17 protein-coding genes are annotated in these 16680 nt (G+C 54.0%); all 17 read left to right on the forward strand.

What is annotated here, in order from left to right:
- Nucleotides 1-43: 43 nt before the first annotated feature.
- Nucleotides 44-661: a 16S rRNA (guanine(527)-N(7))-methyltransferase RsmG gene (gene rsmG, locus PAG01S_RS16470; protein ID WP_010258859.1), complete on the forward strand. Its 618-nt coding sequence runs from the start codon at nt 44-46 to the stop codon at nt 659-661.
- A gap of 711 nt (nt 662-1372) precedes the next feature.
- Entirely contained in the window at nt 1373-1753 is a 381-nt protein-coding gene (gene atpI, locus PAG01S_RS16475) for a F0F1 ATP synthase subunit I (protein ID WP_010258861.1), read from the forward strand.
- 8 nt (nt 1754-1761) lie between these two features.
- Nucleotides 1762-2580, forward strand: coding sequence for a F0F1 ATP synthase subunit A (gene atpB / locus PAG01S_RS16480; RefSeq protein ID WP_010258863.1), 819 nt, complete (start codon nt 1762-1764; stop codon nt 2578-2580).
- A 105-nt stretch (nt 2581-2685) separates the two neighbouring features.
- Entirely contained in the window at nt 2686-2925 is a 240-nt protein-coding gene (gene atpE, locus PAG01S_RS16485; RefSeq protein WP_003849523.1) for a F0F1 ATP synthase subunit C, read from the forward strand.
- A 105-nt stretch (nt 2926-3030) separates the two neighbouring features.
- On the forward strand, nt 3031-3501 hold the full coding sequence (gene atpF, locus PAG01S_RS16490) for a F0F1 ATP synthase subunit B (RefSeq protein WP_003849528.1): 471 nt from the start codon (nt 3031-3033) through the stop codon (nt 3499-3501).
- Between the two features lie 14 nt (nt 3502-3515).
- Nucleotides 3516-4049 carry a F0F1 ATP synthase subunit delta gene (gene atpH / locus PAG01S_RS16495; protein WP_003849530.1) on the forward strand — a complete coding sequence of 178 codons (534 nt, stop codon included), beginning with the start codon at nt 3516-3518 and terminating at the stop codon, nt 4047-4049.
- Between the two features lie 14 nt (nt 4050-4063).
- Nucleotides 4064-5605 carry a F0F1 ATP synthase subunit alpha gene (gene atpA, locus PAG01S_RS16500; protein WP_010258868.1) on the forward strand — a complete coding sequence of 514 codons (1542 nt, stop codon included), beginning with the start codon at nt 4064-4066 and terminating at the stop codon, nt 5603-5605.
- Nucleotides 5606-5657: 52 nt separating this feature from the next.
- The gene (atpG, locus tag PAG01S_RS16505; RefSeq protein WP_010258869.1) at nt 5658-6524 is read left to right on the forward strand and encodes a F0F1 ATP synthase subunit gamma; all 867 of its coding nucleotides are present in this window, start codon (nt 5658-5660) and stop codon (nt 6522-6524) included.
- A 30-nt stretch (nt 6525-6554) separates the two neighbouring features.
- Nucleotides 6555-7952, forward strand: coding sequence for a F0F1 ATP synthase subunit beta (gene atpD / locus PAG01S_RS16510; RefSeq protein WP_010258870.1), 1398 nt, complete (start codon nt 6555-6557; stop codon nt 7950-7952).
- 24 nt (nt 7953-7976) lie between these two features.
- On the forward strand, nt 7977-8396 hold the full coding sequence (locus PAG01S_RS16515; RefSeq protein WP_010258871.1) for a F0F1 ATP synthase subunit epsilon: 420 nt from the start codon (nt 7977-7979) through the stop codon (nt 8394-8396).
- A gap of 160 nt (nt 8397-8556) precedes the next feature.
- Nucleotides 8557-9927 carry a bifunctional UDP-N-acetylglucosamine diphosphorylase/glucosamine-1-phosphate N-acetyltransferase GlmU gene (gene glmU / locus PAG01S_RS16520; RefSeq protein ID WP_010258872.1) on the forward strand — a complete coding sequence of 457 codons (1371 nt, stop codon included), beginning with the start codon at nt 8557-8559 and terminating at the stop codon, nt 9925-9927.
- A 158-nt stretch (nt 9928-10085) separates the two neighbouring features.
- Nucleotides 10086-11915, forward strand: a complete 1830-nt coding sequence (gene glmS, locus PAG01S_RS16525) for a glutamine--fructose-6-phosphate transaminase (isomerizing) (RefSeq protein ID WP_010258873.1) — start codon at nt 10086-10088, stop codon at nt 11913-11915.
- Between the two features lie 165 nt (nt 11916-12080).
- On the forward strand, nt 12081-13124 hold the full coding sequence (gene pstS / locus PAG01S_RS16530; protein WP_010258875.1) for a phosphate ABC transporter substrate-binding protein PstS: 1044 nt from the start codon (nt 12081-12083) through the stop codon (nt 13122-13124).
- An 87-nt stretch (nt 13125-13211) separates the two neighbouring features.
- Complete coding sequence (pstC, locus tag PAG01S_RS16535) at nt 13212-14174, forward strand: phosphate ABC transporter permease PstC (RefSeq protein WP_010258877.1); 963 nt, start codon at nt 13212-13214, stop codon at nt 14172-14174.
- Entirely contained in the window at nt 14171-15061 is an 891-nt protein-coding gene (gene pstA, locus PAG01S_RS16540) for a phosphate ABC transporter permease PstA (RefSeq protein ID WP_033785872.1), read from the forward strand. The genes pstC and pstA overlap by 4 nt, the downstream gene beginning before the upstream one ends.
- Nucleotides 15062-15105: 44 nt before the next feature.
- Nucleotides 15106-15879: a phosphate ABC transporter ATP-binding protein PstB gene (pstB, locus tag PAG01S_RS16545; RefSeq protein ID WP_010672189.1), complete on the forward strand. Its 774-nt coding sequence runs from the start codon at nt 15106-15108 to the stop codon at nt 15877-15879.
- 17 nt (nt 15880-15896) lie between these two features.
- On the forward strand, nt 15897-16631 hold the full coding sequence (phoU, locus tag PAG01S_RS16550; protein WP_010258881.1) for a phosphate signaling complex protein PhoU: 735 nt from the start codon (nt 15897-15899) through the stop codon (nt 16629-16631).
- The last annotated feature ends 49 nt before the right edge of the window (nt 16632-16680 follow it).

The following is a 16680-nucleotide window of genomic DNA, read 5'->3' on the forward strand; positions in this document are numbered from 1 at the left end:
AAACGGGGCGAGGAGACTCGCCCCCGCTGAATGGACTTATGCTGTGATCAACACACTCACGTCGCTGCTACAGGCAGCCGGTATTTCCCTCTCCGATCAACAAAAACAGCAGCTGGTTGCCTATGTCGGCCTGCTGGATAAGTGGAACAAAGCCTACAATCTGACATCAGTGCGCGATCCGCAGCAGATGCTGGTACGCCATATCCTCGACAGCATCGTGGTGGCGCCGCATCTGCAAGGCTCACGTTTCATTGATGTGGGAACCGGACCAGGACTGCCTGGCATTCCGCTGGCTATCGTGATGCCTGATGCGCACTTTACGTTGCTCGACAGCCTGGGCAAGCGGGTGCGTTTCCTGCGTCAGGTTCAGCATGAGTTAGGACTCACTAACATTACTCCGGTGCAGAGCCGGGTTGAGGCGTTCCCGGCTGAGCCGCCCTTTGATGGCGTGATCAGTCGTGCATTTGCCTCGCTGACCGACATGGTGAATTGGTGTCATCATCTGCCGGGAAGAGAAGGGCGCTTCTTCGCGCTGAAAGGCGTGCGTCCGGACGATGAAATTGCGGAGTTACCGGCAGGCTACGTCTCTGATGCTGTGATTAAGTTGCAGGTACCGCAGCTGGAAGGTGATCGCCACCTGGTCATTCTTCGTCACCAGTAGGCTTTCGACTGGCAGAGATTTAGCGTTTATCTGCCAGTAATTTTCGTCAGTTCCGGGATGAAAAAAGTGCAGATGATGCGCTATCAATAAAAGATTTTGATTAAGCCCTGGCTGACCGAAGGTTAAAACGCTGACGGAAATTATCCGAAAAGCTCTGTTACATTTAACGTTTAATTCACATTCAGTTATCAGAAATATCACTTGTATAGGCGGGTCGCTGAATAAAAGTAGTCACGGCAGAAAATATATCGCGGTAATAACTTTGCGTGCGTAATATCAATTACACGATTCTTAAGCACAGTTCGATGTCAATAGCGTGTTTTCTGTGAAAATAGTCTTGCAGATGCATTTTTATAATTTTAATTCTTTGATTTTATTAAATATATCTGTAATACAGATTGTTCTTAAATAGCGCGAAGATAAAACTCAGTGTAGCGAAAGTGCTTATTATGTGATCTAAAGCACGCTTTAAAAGCAAGTTGCGAGAGAATTTTCAGTCAGATTAGGGTGAATCTCTGCAGGGTAATCTTTGGAAAAATAGCCCTCCGGAAAGAAATTTAAATAATTGTTCACCTTTTCGCTACTTACCGATTGAAATCGCAGGTGCGGCCCGTATAATTTGCACGGCTTTTGCTGCTTGACTCAACTGCGCAAAGGCAGTCTTATACGACACGCGACATACCCCTAACGGGGCAGGAGAGTATCAGCGTCATGTCAGTGTCTCTTTACAGTGTAAAATACGCCCGAACGGTGCTGATGATTCAGCTGGTGACGATAGTCATCATCGGTGCACTCTTTGCTCTTAAAGATGTCATCTGGGGTCTCTCTGCTCTTGCTGGCGGTGCGGCAGCCTGGCTGCCAAACGTATTGTTTTTGTTTTTAGCCTGGCGCCTGCAGGGGCAAACCCCAGCTTCGGGGCGAGTCGCGTGGAGCTTCGCTTTGGGTGAAATAGCCAAAGTGTTTGCGACCATCATTTTGCTCATTGTGGCGTTGGGTCTATTCGGAGCGGTTTTCTGGCCGGTCGGAATAACCTGGTTATCGGTGCTGGTGGTACAAATGCTGGCACCGGCGGTAATTAACAACAAAGGGTAAGAGGCATCATGGCTGCAGGAGAAATCTCTACTCCGCAAGAGTACATTGGTCACCACCTGACTCATCTTCAGTTGGACCTGCGTACCTTCGAGATAGTGAATCCGCACGACGCTCCCGCGACGTTCTGGGTATTAAATATCGATTCCATGTTTTTCTCTATGGTGCTGGGAATCATCTTCCTGGTGTTGTTCCGTAGCGTGGCAAAATCTGCCACCAGCGGTGTGCCAGGGAAAATGCAGGCGGCTATCGAACTGGTTGTCGGTTTCGTCGATAGTAACGTGCGCGACATGTATCACGGTAAGAGCAAACTTATCGCCCCGCTGGCTCTGACAATCTTTGTCTGGGTCTTCCTGATGAACTTCATGGATCTGCTGCCAATCGACTTGCTGCCATATATTGGCGAGCACGTATTGGGGTTACCGGCGCTGCGCGTCGTACCGTCTGCAGACGTGAACATCACGCTATCTATGGCGTTGGGCGTATTTATTTTGATTCTGTTCTACAGCATCAAAATGAAAGGCATTGGCGGCTTCACTAAAGAGCTGACGCTGCAGCCTTTTAACCACCCGATCTTCATCCCGATCAACCTGATTCTGGAAGGTGTGAGCCTGCTGTCTAAGCCTGTATCACTGGGTTTACGACTGTTCGGTAACATGTATGCGGGTGAACTGATCTTTATCCTTATTGCCGGTCTGTTGCCGTGGTGGTCGCAGTGGGTGCTGAATGTGCCGTGGGCCATTTTCCACATCCTGATCATTTCGCTACAGGCTTTCATTTTCATGGTCCTCACGATTGTCTATCTGTCGATGGCATCTGAAGAACATTGATTTTTTTCTCAACACTACTTTCCCTCTTGATTTCGGGTTGCAGCGCACACCGCTGAAGCCCGGAAGATGAAGGGAGCATTTAACTGAAACAAACTGGAGACTGTCATGGAAAACCTGAATATGGATCTGCTGTACATGGCTGCCGCTGTGATGATGGGCCTGGCGGCAATCGGTGCTGCGATCGGTATCGGCATCCTCGGAGGAAAATTCTTGGAAGGCGCTGCTCGTCAGCCTGACCTGATTCCTCTGCTGCGTACGCAGTTCTTTGTTGTAATGGGTCTGGTGGATGCAATCCCGATGATCGCTGTTGGTCTGGGTCTGTACGTGATGTTTGCTGTCGCCTAAAGCCCTGTGTTCACTCAGCGCACAATGTGCAAGGGTGAACGGATTCTGCCGCTTATCGTTGATAACGGCAGAAAAGTTAAATACTCAATCTAGAGGCATTGTGCTGTGAACATTAATGCAACAATCCTCGGCCAGGCTATCGCGTTCATCCTGTTTGTCGCGTTCTGCATGAAGTACGTATGGCCGCCGCTCATGGCTGCTATCGAAAAGCGCCAGAAAGAAATTGCTGAAGGCCTTGCTTCTGCTGAACGTGCAAAGAAAGATTTGGATCTCGCGCAGGCTAATGCGACCGACCAGCTGAAAAAAGCCAAAGAAGACGCTCAGGTCATTATCGAGCAAGCGAACAAGCGTCGCGCGCAGATTCTGGACGAAGCCAAAACCGAAGCTGAAAACGAACGTAATCGCATCGTGACACAAGCGCAGGCTGAAATTGACGCTGAACGCAAACGTGCGCGTGAAGAACTGCGTAAGCAGGTCGCGTTGCTGGCTATGGCTGGCGCCGAGAAGATCATCGAACGCTCCGTGGATGAAGCTGCTAACAGCGACATCGTTGATAAACTGGTCGCTGAACTGTAAGGAGGGAGGGGCTGATGTCTGATCTGATTACTGTAGCTCGCCCCTACGCCAAAGCAGCTTTTGACTTTGCTGTTGAGCATCAAAGTATTGAACGCTGGCAACAGATGCTGGCGTTTGCCGCAGAAGTGGCTCGCAATGAACAGATGGCTGATCTTCTCTCAGGTGCATTAGCACCCGAAGCGCTGGCAGCGTCGTTTAACGCAGTCTGTGGTGATCAACTGGATGAACCCGCGCAGAACCTGATTAAGGTGATGGCGGAAAACGGACGTTTGACAGCGCTTCCGGCTGTACTGGCCCAATACATCGAACTGCGTGACGCTCATGAAGCCACCGCTGAAGTAGATGTTATCTCCGCCAGTACGCTGAGTGACGACCAGCTGAATAAAATCAGCGCCGCGATGGAAAAACGTCTGTCACGCAAAGTTAAGCTGAATTGCAAAATTGATAAGTCTGTGATGGCAGGCGTGATCATCCGTTCGGGTGATCTGGTTATTGATGGCAGCGTACGCGGCCGTCTTGACCGTCTGGCTGACGTCTTGCAGTCTTAAGGGGACTGGAGCATATGCAACTGAATTCCACCGAAATCAGCGAACTGATCAAGCAGCGCATTGCTCAGTTCAATGTCGTGAGTGAAGCTCACAACGAAGGTACGATTGTTTCTGTAAGTGACGGTATCATCCGCGTACACGGCCTGGCCGATGTCATGCAGGGTGAGATGATTGCCCTGCCGGGCAACCGTTACGCTATCGCCCTGAACCTCGAGCGTGACTCGGTTGGTGCAGTGGTGATGGGCCCTTACGCTGACCTCGCCGAAGGCATGAAGGTTAAGTGTACTGGCCGTATTCTTGAAGTACCGGTAGGCCGTGGCCTGCTGGGCCGCGTAGTGAACACCCTGGGTGCTCCTATCGACGGTAAAGGCGCAATCGACAACGACGGTTTCTCACCGGTTGAAGTCATTGCACCTGGCGTTATCGACCGTCAGTCAGTCGACCAGCCGGTTCAGACCGGTTATAAGTCGGTCGATGCGATGATTCCAATCGGCCGTGGCCAGCGTGAGCTGATCATCGGTGACCGTCAGACCGGTAAAACCGCAATGGCGATCGATGCGATCATCAACCAGCGCGACTCAGGCATCAAGTGTGTCTACGTTGCGATTGGTCAGAAAGCCTCAACCATCTCTAACGTGGTTCGTAAGCTGGAAGAGCATGGCGCACTGCAGAACACCATCGTTGTTGTGGCGTCTGCTTCTGAATCTGCTGCACTGCAGTATCTCTCTCCGTACGCAGGCTGTGCGATGGGCGAATACTTCCGTGACCGTGGTGAAGACGCGCTGATCGTTTACGATGACCTTTCTAAGCAGGCTGTCGCGTACCGTCAGATTTCTCTGCTGCTGCGCCGTCCACCAGGTCGTGAAGCATTCCCTGGCGACGTGTTCTATCTCCACTCCCGTCTGCTGGAACGTGCATCACGCGTAAGCGCTGATTATGTAGAGCGTTTCACCAATGGCGCAGTGACAGGTAAAACCGGTTCACTGACCGCGCTGCCGATCATCGAAACCCAGGCGGGCGACGTTTCTGCGTTCGTTCCGACCAACGTAATCTCGATTACTGATGGTCAGATCTTCCTGGAATCGAACCTGTTCAACTCCGGTATTCGTCCGGCCGTTAACCCAGGTATTTCGGTATCCCGCGTAGGTGGTGCTGCACAGACCAAGATCATCAAGAAACTGTCCGGTGGTATCCGTACCGCGCTGGCACAGTATCGTGAACTGGCGGCATTCTCGCAGTTCGCCTCTGATCTGGATGATGCAACCCGCAAACAGCTGAGCCACGGTCAGAAAGTGACCGAGCTGCTGAAGCAGAAACAGTATGCGCCGATGTCTGTTGCGCAGCAGGGTCTGGTTCTGTTCGCTGCAGAGCGTGGCTATCTGAACGACGTTGAACTGGCAAAAATTGGCAGCTTCGAAGCTGCACTGCTGGCCTTCGCCGATCGCGACCACGCTGAGCTGATGGCTGAAATCAACCAGTCGGGTAACTTTAATAACGATATCGAAGCCAAGCTGAAAGGCCTGGTCGAGACGTTTAAAGCAACCCAGTCCTGGTAATGTCTGGCGGCTTGTCTGAAAAGGCAGGCCGCAAGGCTTTGAGGAGAAGCTAATGGCCGGCGCAAAAGAGATACGAAGCAAGATTGGAAGCGTGAAAAACACGCAGAAGATCACCAAAGCGATGGAAATGGTCGCCGCCTCCAAGATGCGTAAAACGCAGGAACGCATGGCGGCCAGCCGTCCGTATGCAGAAACCATGCGCAAAGTGATTGGTCACCTTGCGTTGGGTAATCTGGAATACAAGCACCCTTACCTGGAAGAGCGCGACGTGAAGCGCGTCGGCTACCTGGTCGTTTCAACTGACCGCGGGCTTTGTGGTGGTTTGAACATTAACCTGTTCAAAAAGTTACTGGCGGATATGAAGTCCTGGTCCGATAAAGGCGTGCAGAGCGATCTGTCGATTATCGGTTCAAAAGGGGCGTCATTCTTTAATGCTGTGGGTGGCAACATTGTGGCGCAAGTCAGTGGCATGGGCGATAAACCTACCCTGTCTGACCTGATTGGCCCGGTAAAAGTGATGTTGCAGGCTTATGATGAAGGCCGCATCGACAAGCTGATGATCGTCAATAACAAATTCAATAACACCATGTCTCAGACTCCGACCATCACCCAACTGCTGCCGTTACCGCCAGCGGAAGGTGAAGAAGAGATGAAGGCGAAGACCTGGGATTACCTGTATGAGCCCGATCCGAAAGCGCTGCTGGATACCCTGCTGCGTCGTTATGTCGAATCGCAGGTTTATCAGGGTGTGGTGGAAAATCTGGCCAGTGAGCAGGCCGCACGTATGGTAGCGATGAAAGCCGCAACCGATAACGGCGGAAATCTGATCAAAGAGCTGCAGTTGGTGTACAACAAAGCTCGTCAGGCCAGCATCACCCAGGAACTTACCGAGATTGTCGGTGGAGCCTCCGCGGTTTAACCAGGTTTGGAATTAGGTAGAGGATTCAAGATGGCAACTGGAAAGATTGTCCAGATTATCGGCGCCGTTGTTGACGTCGAATTCCCTCAGGACGCGGTACCGCAAGTGTACAGCGCCCTCGAGGTTATGAATGGTGATGCGCGTCTGGTGCTGGAAGTTCAGCAGCAGCTCGGCGGCGGCGTAGTACGTACCATCGCAATGGGTACGTCTGACGGCCTGAAGCGTGGTCTGAGCGTCAACGACCTGCAGAAACCGATTCAGGTACCCGTCGGTAAAGCGACCCTGGGCCGTATCATGAACGTTCTCGGCGAGCCAATCGATATGAAAGGCGAGCTGAAAGAAGAAGATGGCAGCGCAGTAGAGATCGCCTCTATTCACCGCGCAGCCCCTTCTTATGAAGATCAGTCTAACTCGCAGGAACTGCTGGAAACCGGCATCAAGGTTATCGACCTGATGTGTCCGTTTGCTAAAGGCGGTAAAGTCGGTCTGTTCGGTGGTGCGGGTGTAGGTAAAACCGTCAACATGATGGAACTGATCCGTAACATCGCGGCTGAACACTCAGGTTACTCAGTGTTTGCCGGTGTGGGTGAGCGTACTCGTGAGGGTAACGACTTCTACCACGAAATGACTGACTCTAACGTTATCGATAAAGTTGCACTGGTCTATGGCCAGATGAACGAGCCGCCGGGTAACCGTCTGCGCGTAGCACTGACCGGTCTGACCATGGCGGAAAAATTCCGTGATGAAGGTCGCGACGTTCTGCTGTTCATCGATAACATCTACCGTTATACCCTGGCCGGTACAGAAGTTTCTGCACTGCTGGGTCGTATGCCATCTGCGGTAGGTTACCAGCCAACGCTGGCAGAAGAGATGGGTGTGTTGCAGGAGCGTATTACCTCCACCAAGACCGGTTCAATCACCTCCGTACAGGCCGTTTACGTCCCTGCGGATGACCTGACTGACCCATCACCAGCAACTACCTTTGCGCACTTAGACTCAACGGTAACGCTGAGCCGTCAGATCGCCTCTCTGGGTATCTACCCGGCCGTTGACCCGCTGGACTCTACCAGCCGTCAGCTGGATCCGCTGGTTGTCGGTCAGGAGCACTATGATGTTGCACGTGGCGTTCAGTCACTGCTGCAGCGTTATCAGGAACTGAAAGACATCATCGCCATCCTCGGTATGGATGAGCTGTCTGAAGAAGACAAACTGCTGGTGGCACGTGCGCGTAAGATTCAGCGCTTCCTGTCTCAGCCGTTCTTCGTTGCAGAAGTATTCACCGGTTCACCGGGCAAATACGTGACGCTGAAAGACACTATCCGTGGCTTTAAAGGCATCATGGAAGGTGAGTTTGACCACCTGCCAGAGCAGGCCTTCTACATGGTTGGCGCCATCGAAGAAGCCGTGGAAAAAGCGAAGAAACTGTAATAACGGTTTCCCGGGAGGAAGATTATGGCTATGACTTATCACCTGGATGTGGTCAGCGCAGAGGAGCAGTTGTTCTCTGGTCTGGTACAGAAAATTCAGGTGTCAGGTAGCGAAGGTGAACTGGGGATTTTCCCTGGCCATGCGCCGCTGCTGACTGCCATTAAGCCTGGAATGATCCGTATCGTGAAACAGCACGGCGAAGAGGAGTTTATCTACCTCTCTGGCGGCGTGCTGGAAGTGCAACCGGGCAGCAGCACCGTTCTGGCCGATACCGCTATCCGCGGTACCGATCTGGACGAAGCGCGCGCTCTGGAAGCAAAACGCAAAGCAGAAGACCATATGAACAGCAGCCACGGCGACGTGGACTATGCTCAGGCCTCTGCCGAGCTGGCGAAAGCCATTGCTAAACTGCGCGTGATCGAACTGACCAAAAAAGCGATGTAATCCAGCTTTATGCGTCATGAAATGCCAGCCCTCGGGCTGGCATTTTTTTTGTCTGCTGCGCCTGATCTGCCTGTCCGCCTAATTTCGGCCTGAGAAAAATGTAGTAATCTCAATCTCAAACCGTTTTACTTTCACCCGTAAAAATTCACTCAGGATAGTTATGTCTAACAGTGCGATGAGTGTGGTGATCCTTGCTGCTGGCAAGGGCACCCGTATGTATTCCGATCTGCCTAAAGTTCTGCATACGCTGGCAGGCAAACCCATGGTTCAGCATGTGATTGACGCGGCTAAAGGGCTGGGCGCACAGCAGGTCCATCTGGTTTATGGTCACGGCGGCGATCGCCTGAAGGCGACCCTCACTGACAGCTCGCTCAACTGGGTACTGCAGGCCGAGCAGCTCGGCACTGGCCATGCGATGCAGCAGGCAGCGCCTGCATTCGCGGATGATGAAGATATCATGATGCTTTACGGTGACGTGCCGCTGATCTCTCAGGCGACACTACAGCGGCTGCGCGAAGCAAAACCGCAGGGCGGCATTGGCTTACTCACCGTGGTACTGGATGACCCAACCGGCTATGGCCGCATTGTGCGTGAGAACGACACCATCACCGGCATTATCGAACAGAAAGATGCCAGCCCGGCGCAGCTCACCATTAAAGAGATCAACACCGGCATTCTGATCGCCAACGGCGGCGATTTAAAACGCTGGCTGGCGCAGCTCACCAACAATAATGCGCAGGGTGAATATTACATCACCGATATTATCGCGCTGGCGCATCAGGAAGGTCGGGTGATCAACGCGGTTCATCCGGCACGCATCAGTGAAACCGATGGCGTCAATAACCGGCTGCAGCTGGCGACATTAGAGCGCACTTACCAGGCTGAACAGGCGGAAAAGCTGCTGCTGGCTGGCGTGATGCTGCGCGATCCGGCCCGTTTTGACCTGCGCGGGACGCTGACGCACGGACGGGATGTTGAAATTGACACCAACGTCATTATTGAAGGCCAGGTCACGCTGGGCGCACGCGTCAGAATCGGCGCGGGCTGCATTATCAAAAACAGTGTGATTGGCGATGACTGTGAAATCAGCCCCTATTCGGTGATCGAGGATGCGAATCTCGCCACTGCCTGCACCGTCGGACCTTTTGCCCGTCTGCGTCCTGGCAGCGAACTGGCCGATGCCGCCCACGTGGGCAACTTCGTCGAAATGAAGAAAGCGCGTCTGGGCAGAGGATCGAAAGCGGGGCACCTCTCCTATCTCGGTGATGCGGAGATTGGCGACAACGTAAATATCGGTGCAGGCACCATTACCTGCAACTACGACGGTGCGAACAAATTCAAAACCGTAATTGGCGATGACGTATTTGTGGGGTCAGATACCCAGCTGGTGGCGCCGGTCAGCATCGCGGCAGGGACCACCATTGCGGCGGGCACGACCATCATGAAAGATGTGACCCAGGCCGGTCTGGTCTATAACCGTAAAGAGCAGAATCACAAAGCGGACTGGCAGCGTCCGGTGAAGAAAAAATAAATTTTAACGGCCCGCTTTAATGCGGGCCGATGCAGTGCAGTGCAGTGCCAAAACTATAATCCCCACTCTCTACAAGGCTCGGGGAACCGGCAAAGCCGGATATCAGGTCGCATGACAACAGAAGTGGCGAAAAGCCATGTAGTCAGGAAAACATCATTATGTGTGGAATTGTTGGTGCAGTAGCGCAACGTGATATCGCAGAGATTCTGCTGGAAGGTCTGCGTCGTCTTGAATATCGCGGATATGATTCGGCCGGTCTGGCCGTGGTCGATCGTCAGGGGCACGTCACGCGCCTGCGGCGTTTAGGGAAAGTGCAGAAACTGGCGGAAGCCGCTGAGCAGCAACCGCTGATTGGTGGAACCGGCATCGCGCACACGCGCTGGGCAACCCATGGCGAGCCGTCGGAAGCGAACGCGCATCCGCACGTCTCAGAGCACATCATCATCGTGCACAACGGCATCATTGAAAATCATGAGCCATTGCGTGCTGAACTGATCGCGCGCGGTTATGTCTTTGCCTCTGAAACGGACACCGAAGTGGTGGCGCATCTGGTTCACTGGGAGCAGAAGCAGGGCGGTTCGCTGCGTGAAGTGGTGCTGCGTGTGATTCCGCAGCTGCGCGGTGCCTATGGCATGGTGATCATGGACAGCCGCGATCCGTCACTGCTGGTGGCGGCCCGTTCCGGCAGCCCGCTGGTGATTGGTCGTGGCATGGGCGAAAACTTTATCGCCTCGGATCAGCTGGCCCTGCTGCCGGTGACCCGTCGGTTCATCTATCTGGAAGAGGGTGATATCGCCGAGATCAGCCGTCGCGATGTCACGGTGATCGACCGTGAAGGCAACACCGTGACCCGTGCCGAGATCGAGTCGAACCTGCAATATGATGCCGGTGACAAAGGCATTTACCGTCACTACATGCAGAAAGAGATCTACGAACAGCCCATGGCGCTGAAAAGCACCCTGAGCGGTCGGTTCAGCCAGGGTCAGGTTGATCTCAGCGAACTGGGCGCGGGCGCAGAAGCGCTGCTGAGCCAGGTTGAGCATATCCAGATTATCGCCTGTGGCACCTCCTACAACTCCGGCATGGTGTCACGCTACTGGTTTGAGTCGCTGGCAAACCTGCCCTGTGATGTCGAGATTGCCTCGGAGTTCCGCTACCGCAAATCAGCTGTTCGCAAAAACAGCCTGCTGATCACCCTGTCGCAGTCGGGTGAAACGGCAGATACCCTGGCGGCGCTGCGTCTCTCTAAAGAGCTGGGCTACCTGGGCTCGCTGGCGGTCTGCAACGTAGCCGGTTCGTCACTGGTGCGGGAATCTGACCTGGCACTGATGACCAAAGCGGGCACCGAAATCGGCGTCGCCTCTACCAAAGCGTTCACCACCCAGTTAGCGGTGCTGCTGATGCTGGTGGCGAAACTGGGCCGTCTGAAAGGGATGTCAGCCGAGACTGAGCATGAGATCGTTCATGCACTGCAGGCGTTGCCGAGCCGGATTGAGCAGATGCTGGCGCAGGATAAGCTGATTGAGAATCTGGCGGAAGGCTTCTCTGACAAGCATCACGCGCTGTTCCTGGGGCGTGGCGATCAATATCCGATTGCCATGGAAGGGGCGCTGAAGCTCAAGGAGATCTCCTACATTCATGCGGAAGCCTACGCCGCAGGCGAGCTGAAACATGGCCCGCTGGCGCTGATTGATGCGGACATGCCGGTGATCGTGGTGGCACCTAACAACGAACTGCTGGAGAAGCTCAAATCCAACATCGAAGAGGTACGCGCACGCGGCGGCCTGCTCTATGTCTTTGCCGATCAGGATGCGGGCTTCAGCGACAGTGACGGAATGAAGATTATCCCGTTGCCGCATGTCGAAGAGGTCATTGCGCCCATCTTCTACACGGTGCCGCTACAGCTACTCTCCTATCACGTCGCCCTGATCAAAGGGACCGACGTCGATCAGCCACGTAACCTGGCAAAATCGGTTACTGTGGAATAACCGGGTGGGCCCCGTCGCGGGCCCACTTTGCTCTGGCCCTCTGTCATATAACTGTCATATTTCGTACATTTCACTGTCATCAAACTGTCCTATTTTCCCTCCTGCAGCAATCACAGATTCTTACTAAAACGGCCCCAAGCCTGACTTTTCTCCCCTGGAGGGAATATGACACTGATGCGTAGCACCGTAGCCCGAATCCTCGCCACCACCTTCGCCGTAAGCGCGGTATCTGCTTTTGCGGCAACCGATCTCACTGGCGCAGGCGGGACGTTCCCGGCGCCGGTTTATGCCAAGTGGGCAGCAGAATATCAAAAAGCCACCGGTAGCAAAGTTAACTACCAGGGTATCGGTTCATCTGGCGGCGTGAAACAGATCATCGCCAAAACCGTCGATTTCGGTGCGTCCGATGCGCCAATGAAAGATGAAGATCTGCAGAAAAATGGCCTGTTCCAGTTCCCTACCGTGATCGGTGGCGTGGTACTGGCGGTTAACCTGCCGGGTATCAAGTCAGGTCAGCTGACGCTGGATGGCAAAACCGTCGGTGATATCTACCTCGGCACCATCAAAAAGTGGAACGACCCGGCGATTGCCAAACTTAACCCAGGCGTGAAACTGCCAGAGACCAACATCAACGTGGTACGTCGCGCTGACGGTTCAGGCACCTCGTTCGTCTTCACCAGCTATCTGGCGAAAGTGAACCCGGACTGGAACAGCAAAATTGGTAAAGGTAACACCGTCAACTGGCCGGTCGGTCTGGGCGGTAAAGGCAACGACGGCGTCGCCGCGTTTGTTCAGCGTCTGCCGGGTTCAATCGGCTACGTGGAGTACGCCTACGCTAAACAGAACAACCTGACCTACACCAAACTGATCGATGCCGATGGCAAAGCGGTCGCCCCAAGCGAAACCAGCTTCAGTAATGCCGCGAAAGGCGCTGACTGGAGCAAATCGTTCGCGCAGGATCTGACCTTCCAGAAGGGCGCTGATGCCTGGCCAATCTCGTCAACCACCTTTATTCTGATCTACAAGGATCAGGCTAATGCGGCCAAGGGTGCTGAAGTACTGAAATTCTTCGACTGGGCTTACAAAAGCGGCAGCAAAACCGCCACAGCGCTGGACTATGCTGCGCTGCCAGAGAGCGTGACTGAACAGATTCGCGCCGCCTGGAAAGCCAACATCAAAGACAGTTCTGGTAAAGCGCTTTATCAGTAATTGACCGACCCTGACCGGACAGCAGTCCGGTCAGACTCAACGGGCGGCGTCATGCCGTCCTGATAACTTCTGAAGACTGAGACTTCTATGGCTGCAACGAAGCCGGCATTCAAAGCCCCAGGTAAACAAGGTGACAGAATTTTTGGCGCGCTGGTCAGGCTGGCTGCGCTGATTGTCCTGTTACTGATGGGCGGCATTATTGTCTCCCTGATCATCTCCTCGTGGCCCAGCATCCAGAAGTTTGGTTTCGCCTTTTTGTGGACCAAAACCTGGGATGCGCCCAACGAACAATTTGGTGCACTGGTACCGATCTACGGCACCCTTGTGACCTCCATTATTGCCCTGATTATCGCAGTACCGGTGAGTTTTGGTATCGCGCTGTTCCTGACTGAACTCGCGCCAGGCTGGCTGCGTCGCCCGCTGGGCACCGCCATTGAGCTGCTGGCAGCCATTCCCAGTATTGTTTATGGCATGTGGGGTCTGTTTGTTTTCGCGCCGCTGTTTGCCGAATACTTCCAGACACCGGTCAATGACGTGATATCGGGCATTCCGATTGTCGGCGAGCTTTTCTCCGGCCCCGCTTTCGGTATCGGCATCCTCGCGGCGGGTGTGATTCTGGCGATCATGATCATCCCTTATATCGCCTCGGTGATGCGCGACGTCTTTGAGCAGACCCCGGTGATGATGAAAGAGTCAGCCTACGGCATCGGCTGCACCACCTGGGAAGTGATCTGGCGCATCGTACTGCCCTTTACCAAAAATGGCGTGATTGGCGGTGTGATGCTCGGACTGGGTCGTGCGCTGGGTGAAACCATGGCGGTGACTTTTATTATCGGCAACACCTACCAGCTCGACAGCCCGTCGCTGTTTATGCCGGGTAACAGCATCACCTCGGCGCTGGCCAACGAGTTCGCTGAAGCGGAATCGGGCGTGCACGTCGCCGCGCTGATGGAGCTGGGACTGATCCTGTTTGTGATTACCTTTATCGTGCTGGCGATTTCAAAGCTGATGATTATGCGGCTGGCGAAAAGTGAAGGAGCGCGCTCATGACCACAATTGAAATTCAGGCGCGCGCCGAACTGGACGCATCACGCCGTAAAATGCAGTCCTGGCGCAGCACTAAAAATAAAATTGCGCTGACGCTGTCGCTGCTGACCATGGCTTTTGGCCTGTTCTGGCTGGTGTGGATCCTGTTCACCACCGTATCGCGCGGCGTGGATGGGCTCTCCTGGTCCCTGTTCACCGAATCAACGCCACCACCCAATACCGCGGGCGGCGGGCTGGCTAATGCCCTGGCGGGCAGCGGATTACTGATTTTCTGGTCTACCTTCTTCGGCACACCGCTGGGCATCATGGCGGGTATCTATCTGGCGGAATATGGGCGCAAGTCGCCACTGGCAGAAGTGATCCGCTTTATTAACGACATTCTGCTTTCGGCACCCTCGATTGTGGTCGGCCTGTTCGTCTACACCCTTGTGGTGTCGCAGATGCAGCACTTCTCCGGCTGGGCCGGGGTGATTGCGCTGGCGCTGCTGCAGGTGCCGATTGTGATTCGTACCACCGAAAACATGATGCGACTGGTGCCAGACAGCATGCGTGAAGCGGCTTACGCGCTGGGTACGCCCAAGTGGAAGATGATCTCGTCTATTACCCTGAAAGCGTCGGTCTCCGGCATCATCACGGGTGTGCTGCTGGCGATTGCGCGCATTGCAGGTGAAACGGCACCGCTGCTGTTCACGGCGCTCTCGAACCAGTTCTGGAGCACCGACATGATGCAGCCGCTGGCGAACCTGCCGGTCACCATCTTTAAGTTCGCCATGAGCCCGTTCGCCGAATGGCAGAGCCTGGCCTGGGCAGGTGTGCTGATTATCACCCTCTGCGTGCTGGTGCTGAACATCGTGGCGCGGGTGATTTTCGCCAAAGGTAAACACGGTTAATTTCCGGCGCGGCCCTGTGCGGCGCCGTATAAGAGAGATGAATTATGAGTATCGCGACAGCATCAGCCGATAAAATTCAGGTCCGTAATCTGAACTTCTATTACGGCAAATATCATGCGCTGAAGAACATCAATCTGGATATCGCTAAGAATCAGGTGACTGCGTTTATCGGGCCATCGGGCTGTGGTAAGTCGACCCTGCTGCGGACCTTCAACAAAATGTACTCGCTCTATCCGGATCAGCGGGCTGAAGGGGACATTCTGCTGGATGGCGAAAACATTCTGGCGACTCAGCAGGATATTTCGCTGCTGCGCGCCCGGGTCGGCATGGTGTTTCAGAAGCCTACGCCGTTCCCGATGTCGATCTATGACAACATCGCCTTTGGTGTTCGCCTGTTTGAAAAGCTGTCGCGTGCAGATATGGATGCGCGCGTACAGTGGGCGCTGACCAAAGCCGCGCTGTGGAATGAAACCAAAGACAAGCTGCATCAGAGCGGTTACAGTCTCTCCGGCGGCCAGCAGCAGCGTCTGTGCATTGCCCGCGGTATCGCGATTCGCCCGGAAGTCTTACTGCTGGATGAGCCCTGCTCTGCGCTTGATCCTATCTCTACTGGCCGTATTGAGGAGCTGATCACCGAGCTGAAACAGGATTACACCGTGGTGATCGTGACGCACAACATGCAACAGGCTGCACGCTGCTCTGACCATACGGCTTTCATGTATCTGGGCGAACTGATTGAGTTCAGCGATACCGACACGCTGTTCACTAAACCCGCCCAGAAGCAAACCGAAGATTATATAACTGGCCGCTACGGCTGATCTGACAGGAGATCGACATGGATAATCTTAATCTGAATAAGCACATCTCCGGTCAGTTCAATGCCGAGCTGGAGCATATCCGTACCCAGGTGATGATCATGGGCGGTATGGTCGAGCAGCAACTGACCGATGCGATTACCGCCATGCATAATCTGGATGGCGAACTGGCGCAGCGGGTGATCGACGGTGACCAGAAGGTCAATATGATGGAAGTGGAGATTGATGAAGCCTGCGTGCGCATCATCGCCAAACGTCAGCCAACCGCGATCGATTTGCGACTGGTGATGGCGATCATCAAAGCCATTTCTGAGCTGGAACGGATTGGCGACGTGGCGGAGAAGATCAGCCGCACGGCGCTGGAGAAGTTTGGTCAGCAGCATTTGCCGCTGCTGGTCAGCCTTGAGTCGCTGGGTCGTCACACCGTACAGATGCTGCATGATGTGCTGGACGCTTTTGCACGCATGGATCTCAACGAAGCGATCACTATCTACCGTGAAGATAAAAAGGTGGATAAAGAGTACGAAGGCATTGTGCGCCAGCTGATGACCTACATGATGGAAGATCCGCGCACCATTCCCAGCGTGCTGACGGCGCTGTTCTGTGCCCGCGCCATTGAGCGTATCGGCGATCGTTGCCAGAATATCTGCGAAATCATCTTCTATTTCGTCAAAGGTCAGGATTTCCGTCACGTTGGCGGTGACCGGCTCGATGAATTACTGTCGGGCGATGACGGCAGCAACAGACCTTCCTGATAAATCTTCTTCCTGCGCCTGATCGGCGCAGGGATAAGCCTTTTCAATT

This window comes from Pantoea agglomerans NBRC 102470 (assembly GCF_001598475.1).
Taxonomy (GTDB): domain Bacteria; phylum Pseudomonadota; class Gammaproteobacteria; order Enterobacterales; family Enterobacteriaceae; genus Pantoea; species Pantoea agglomerans.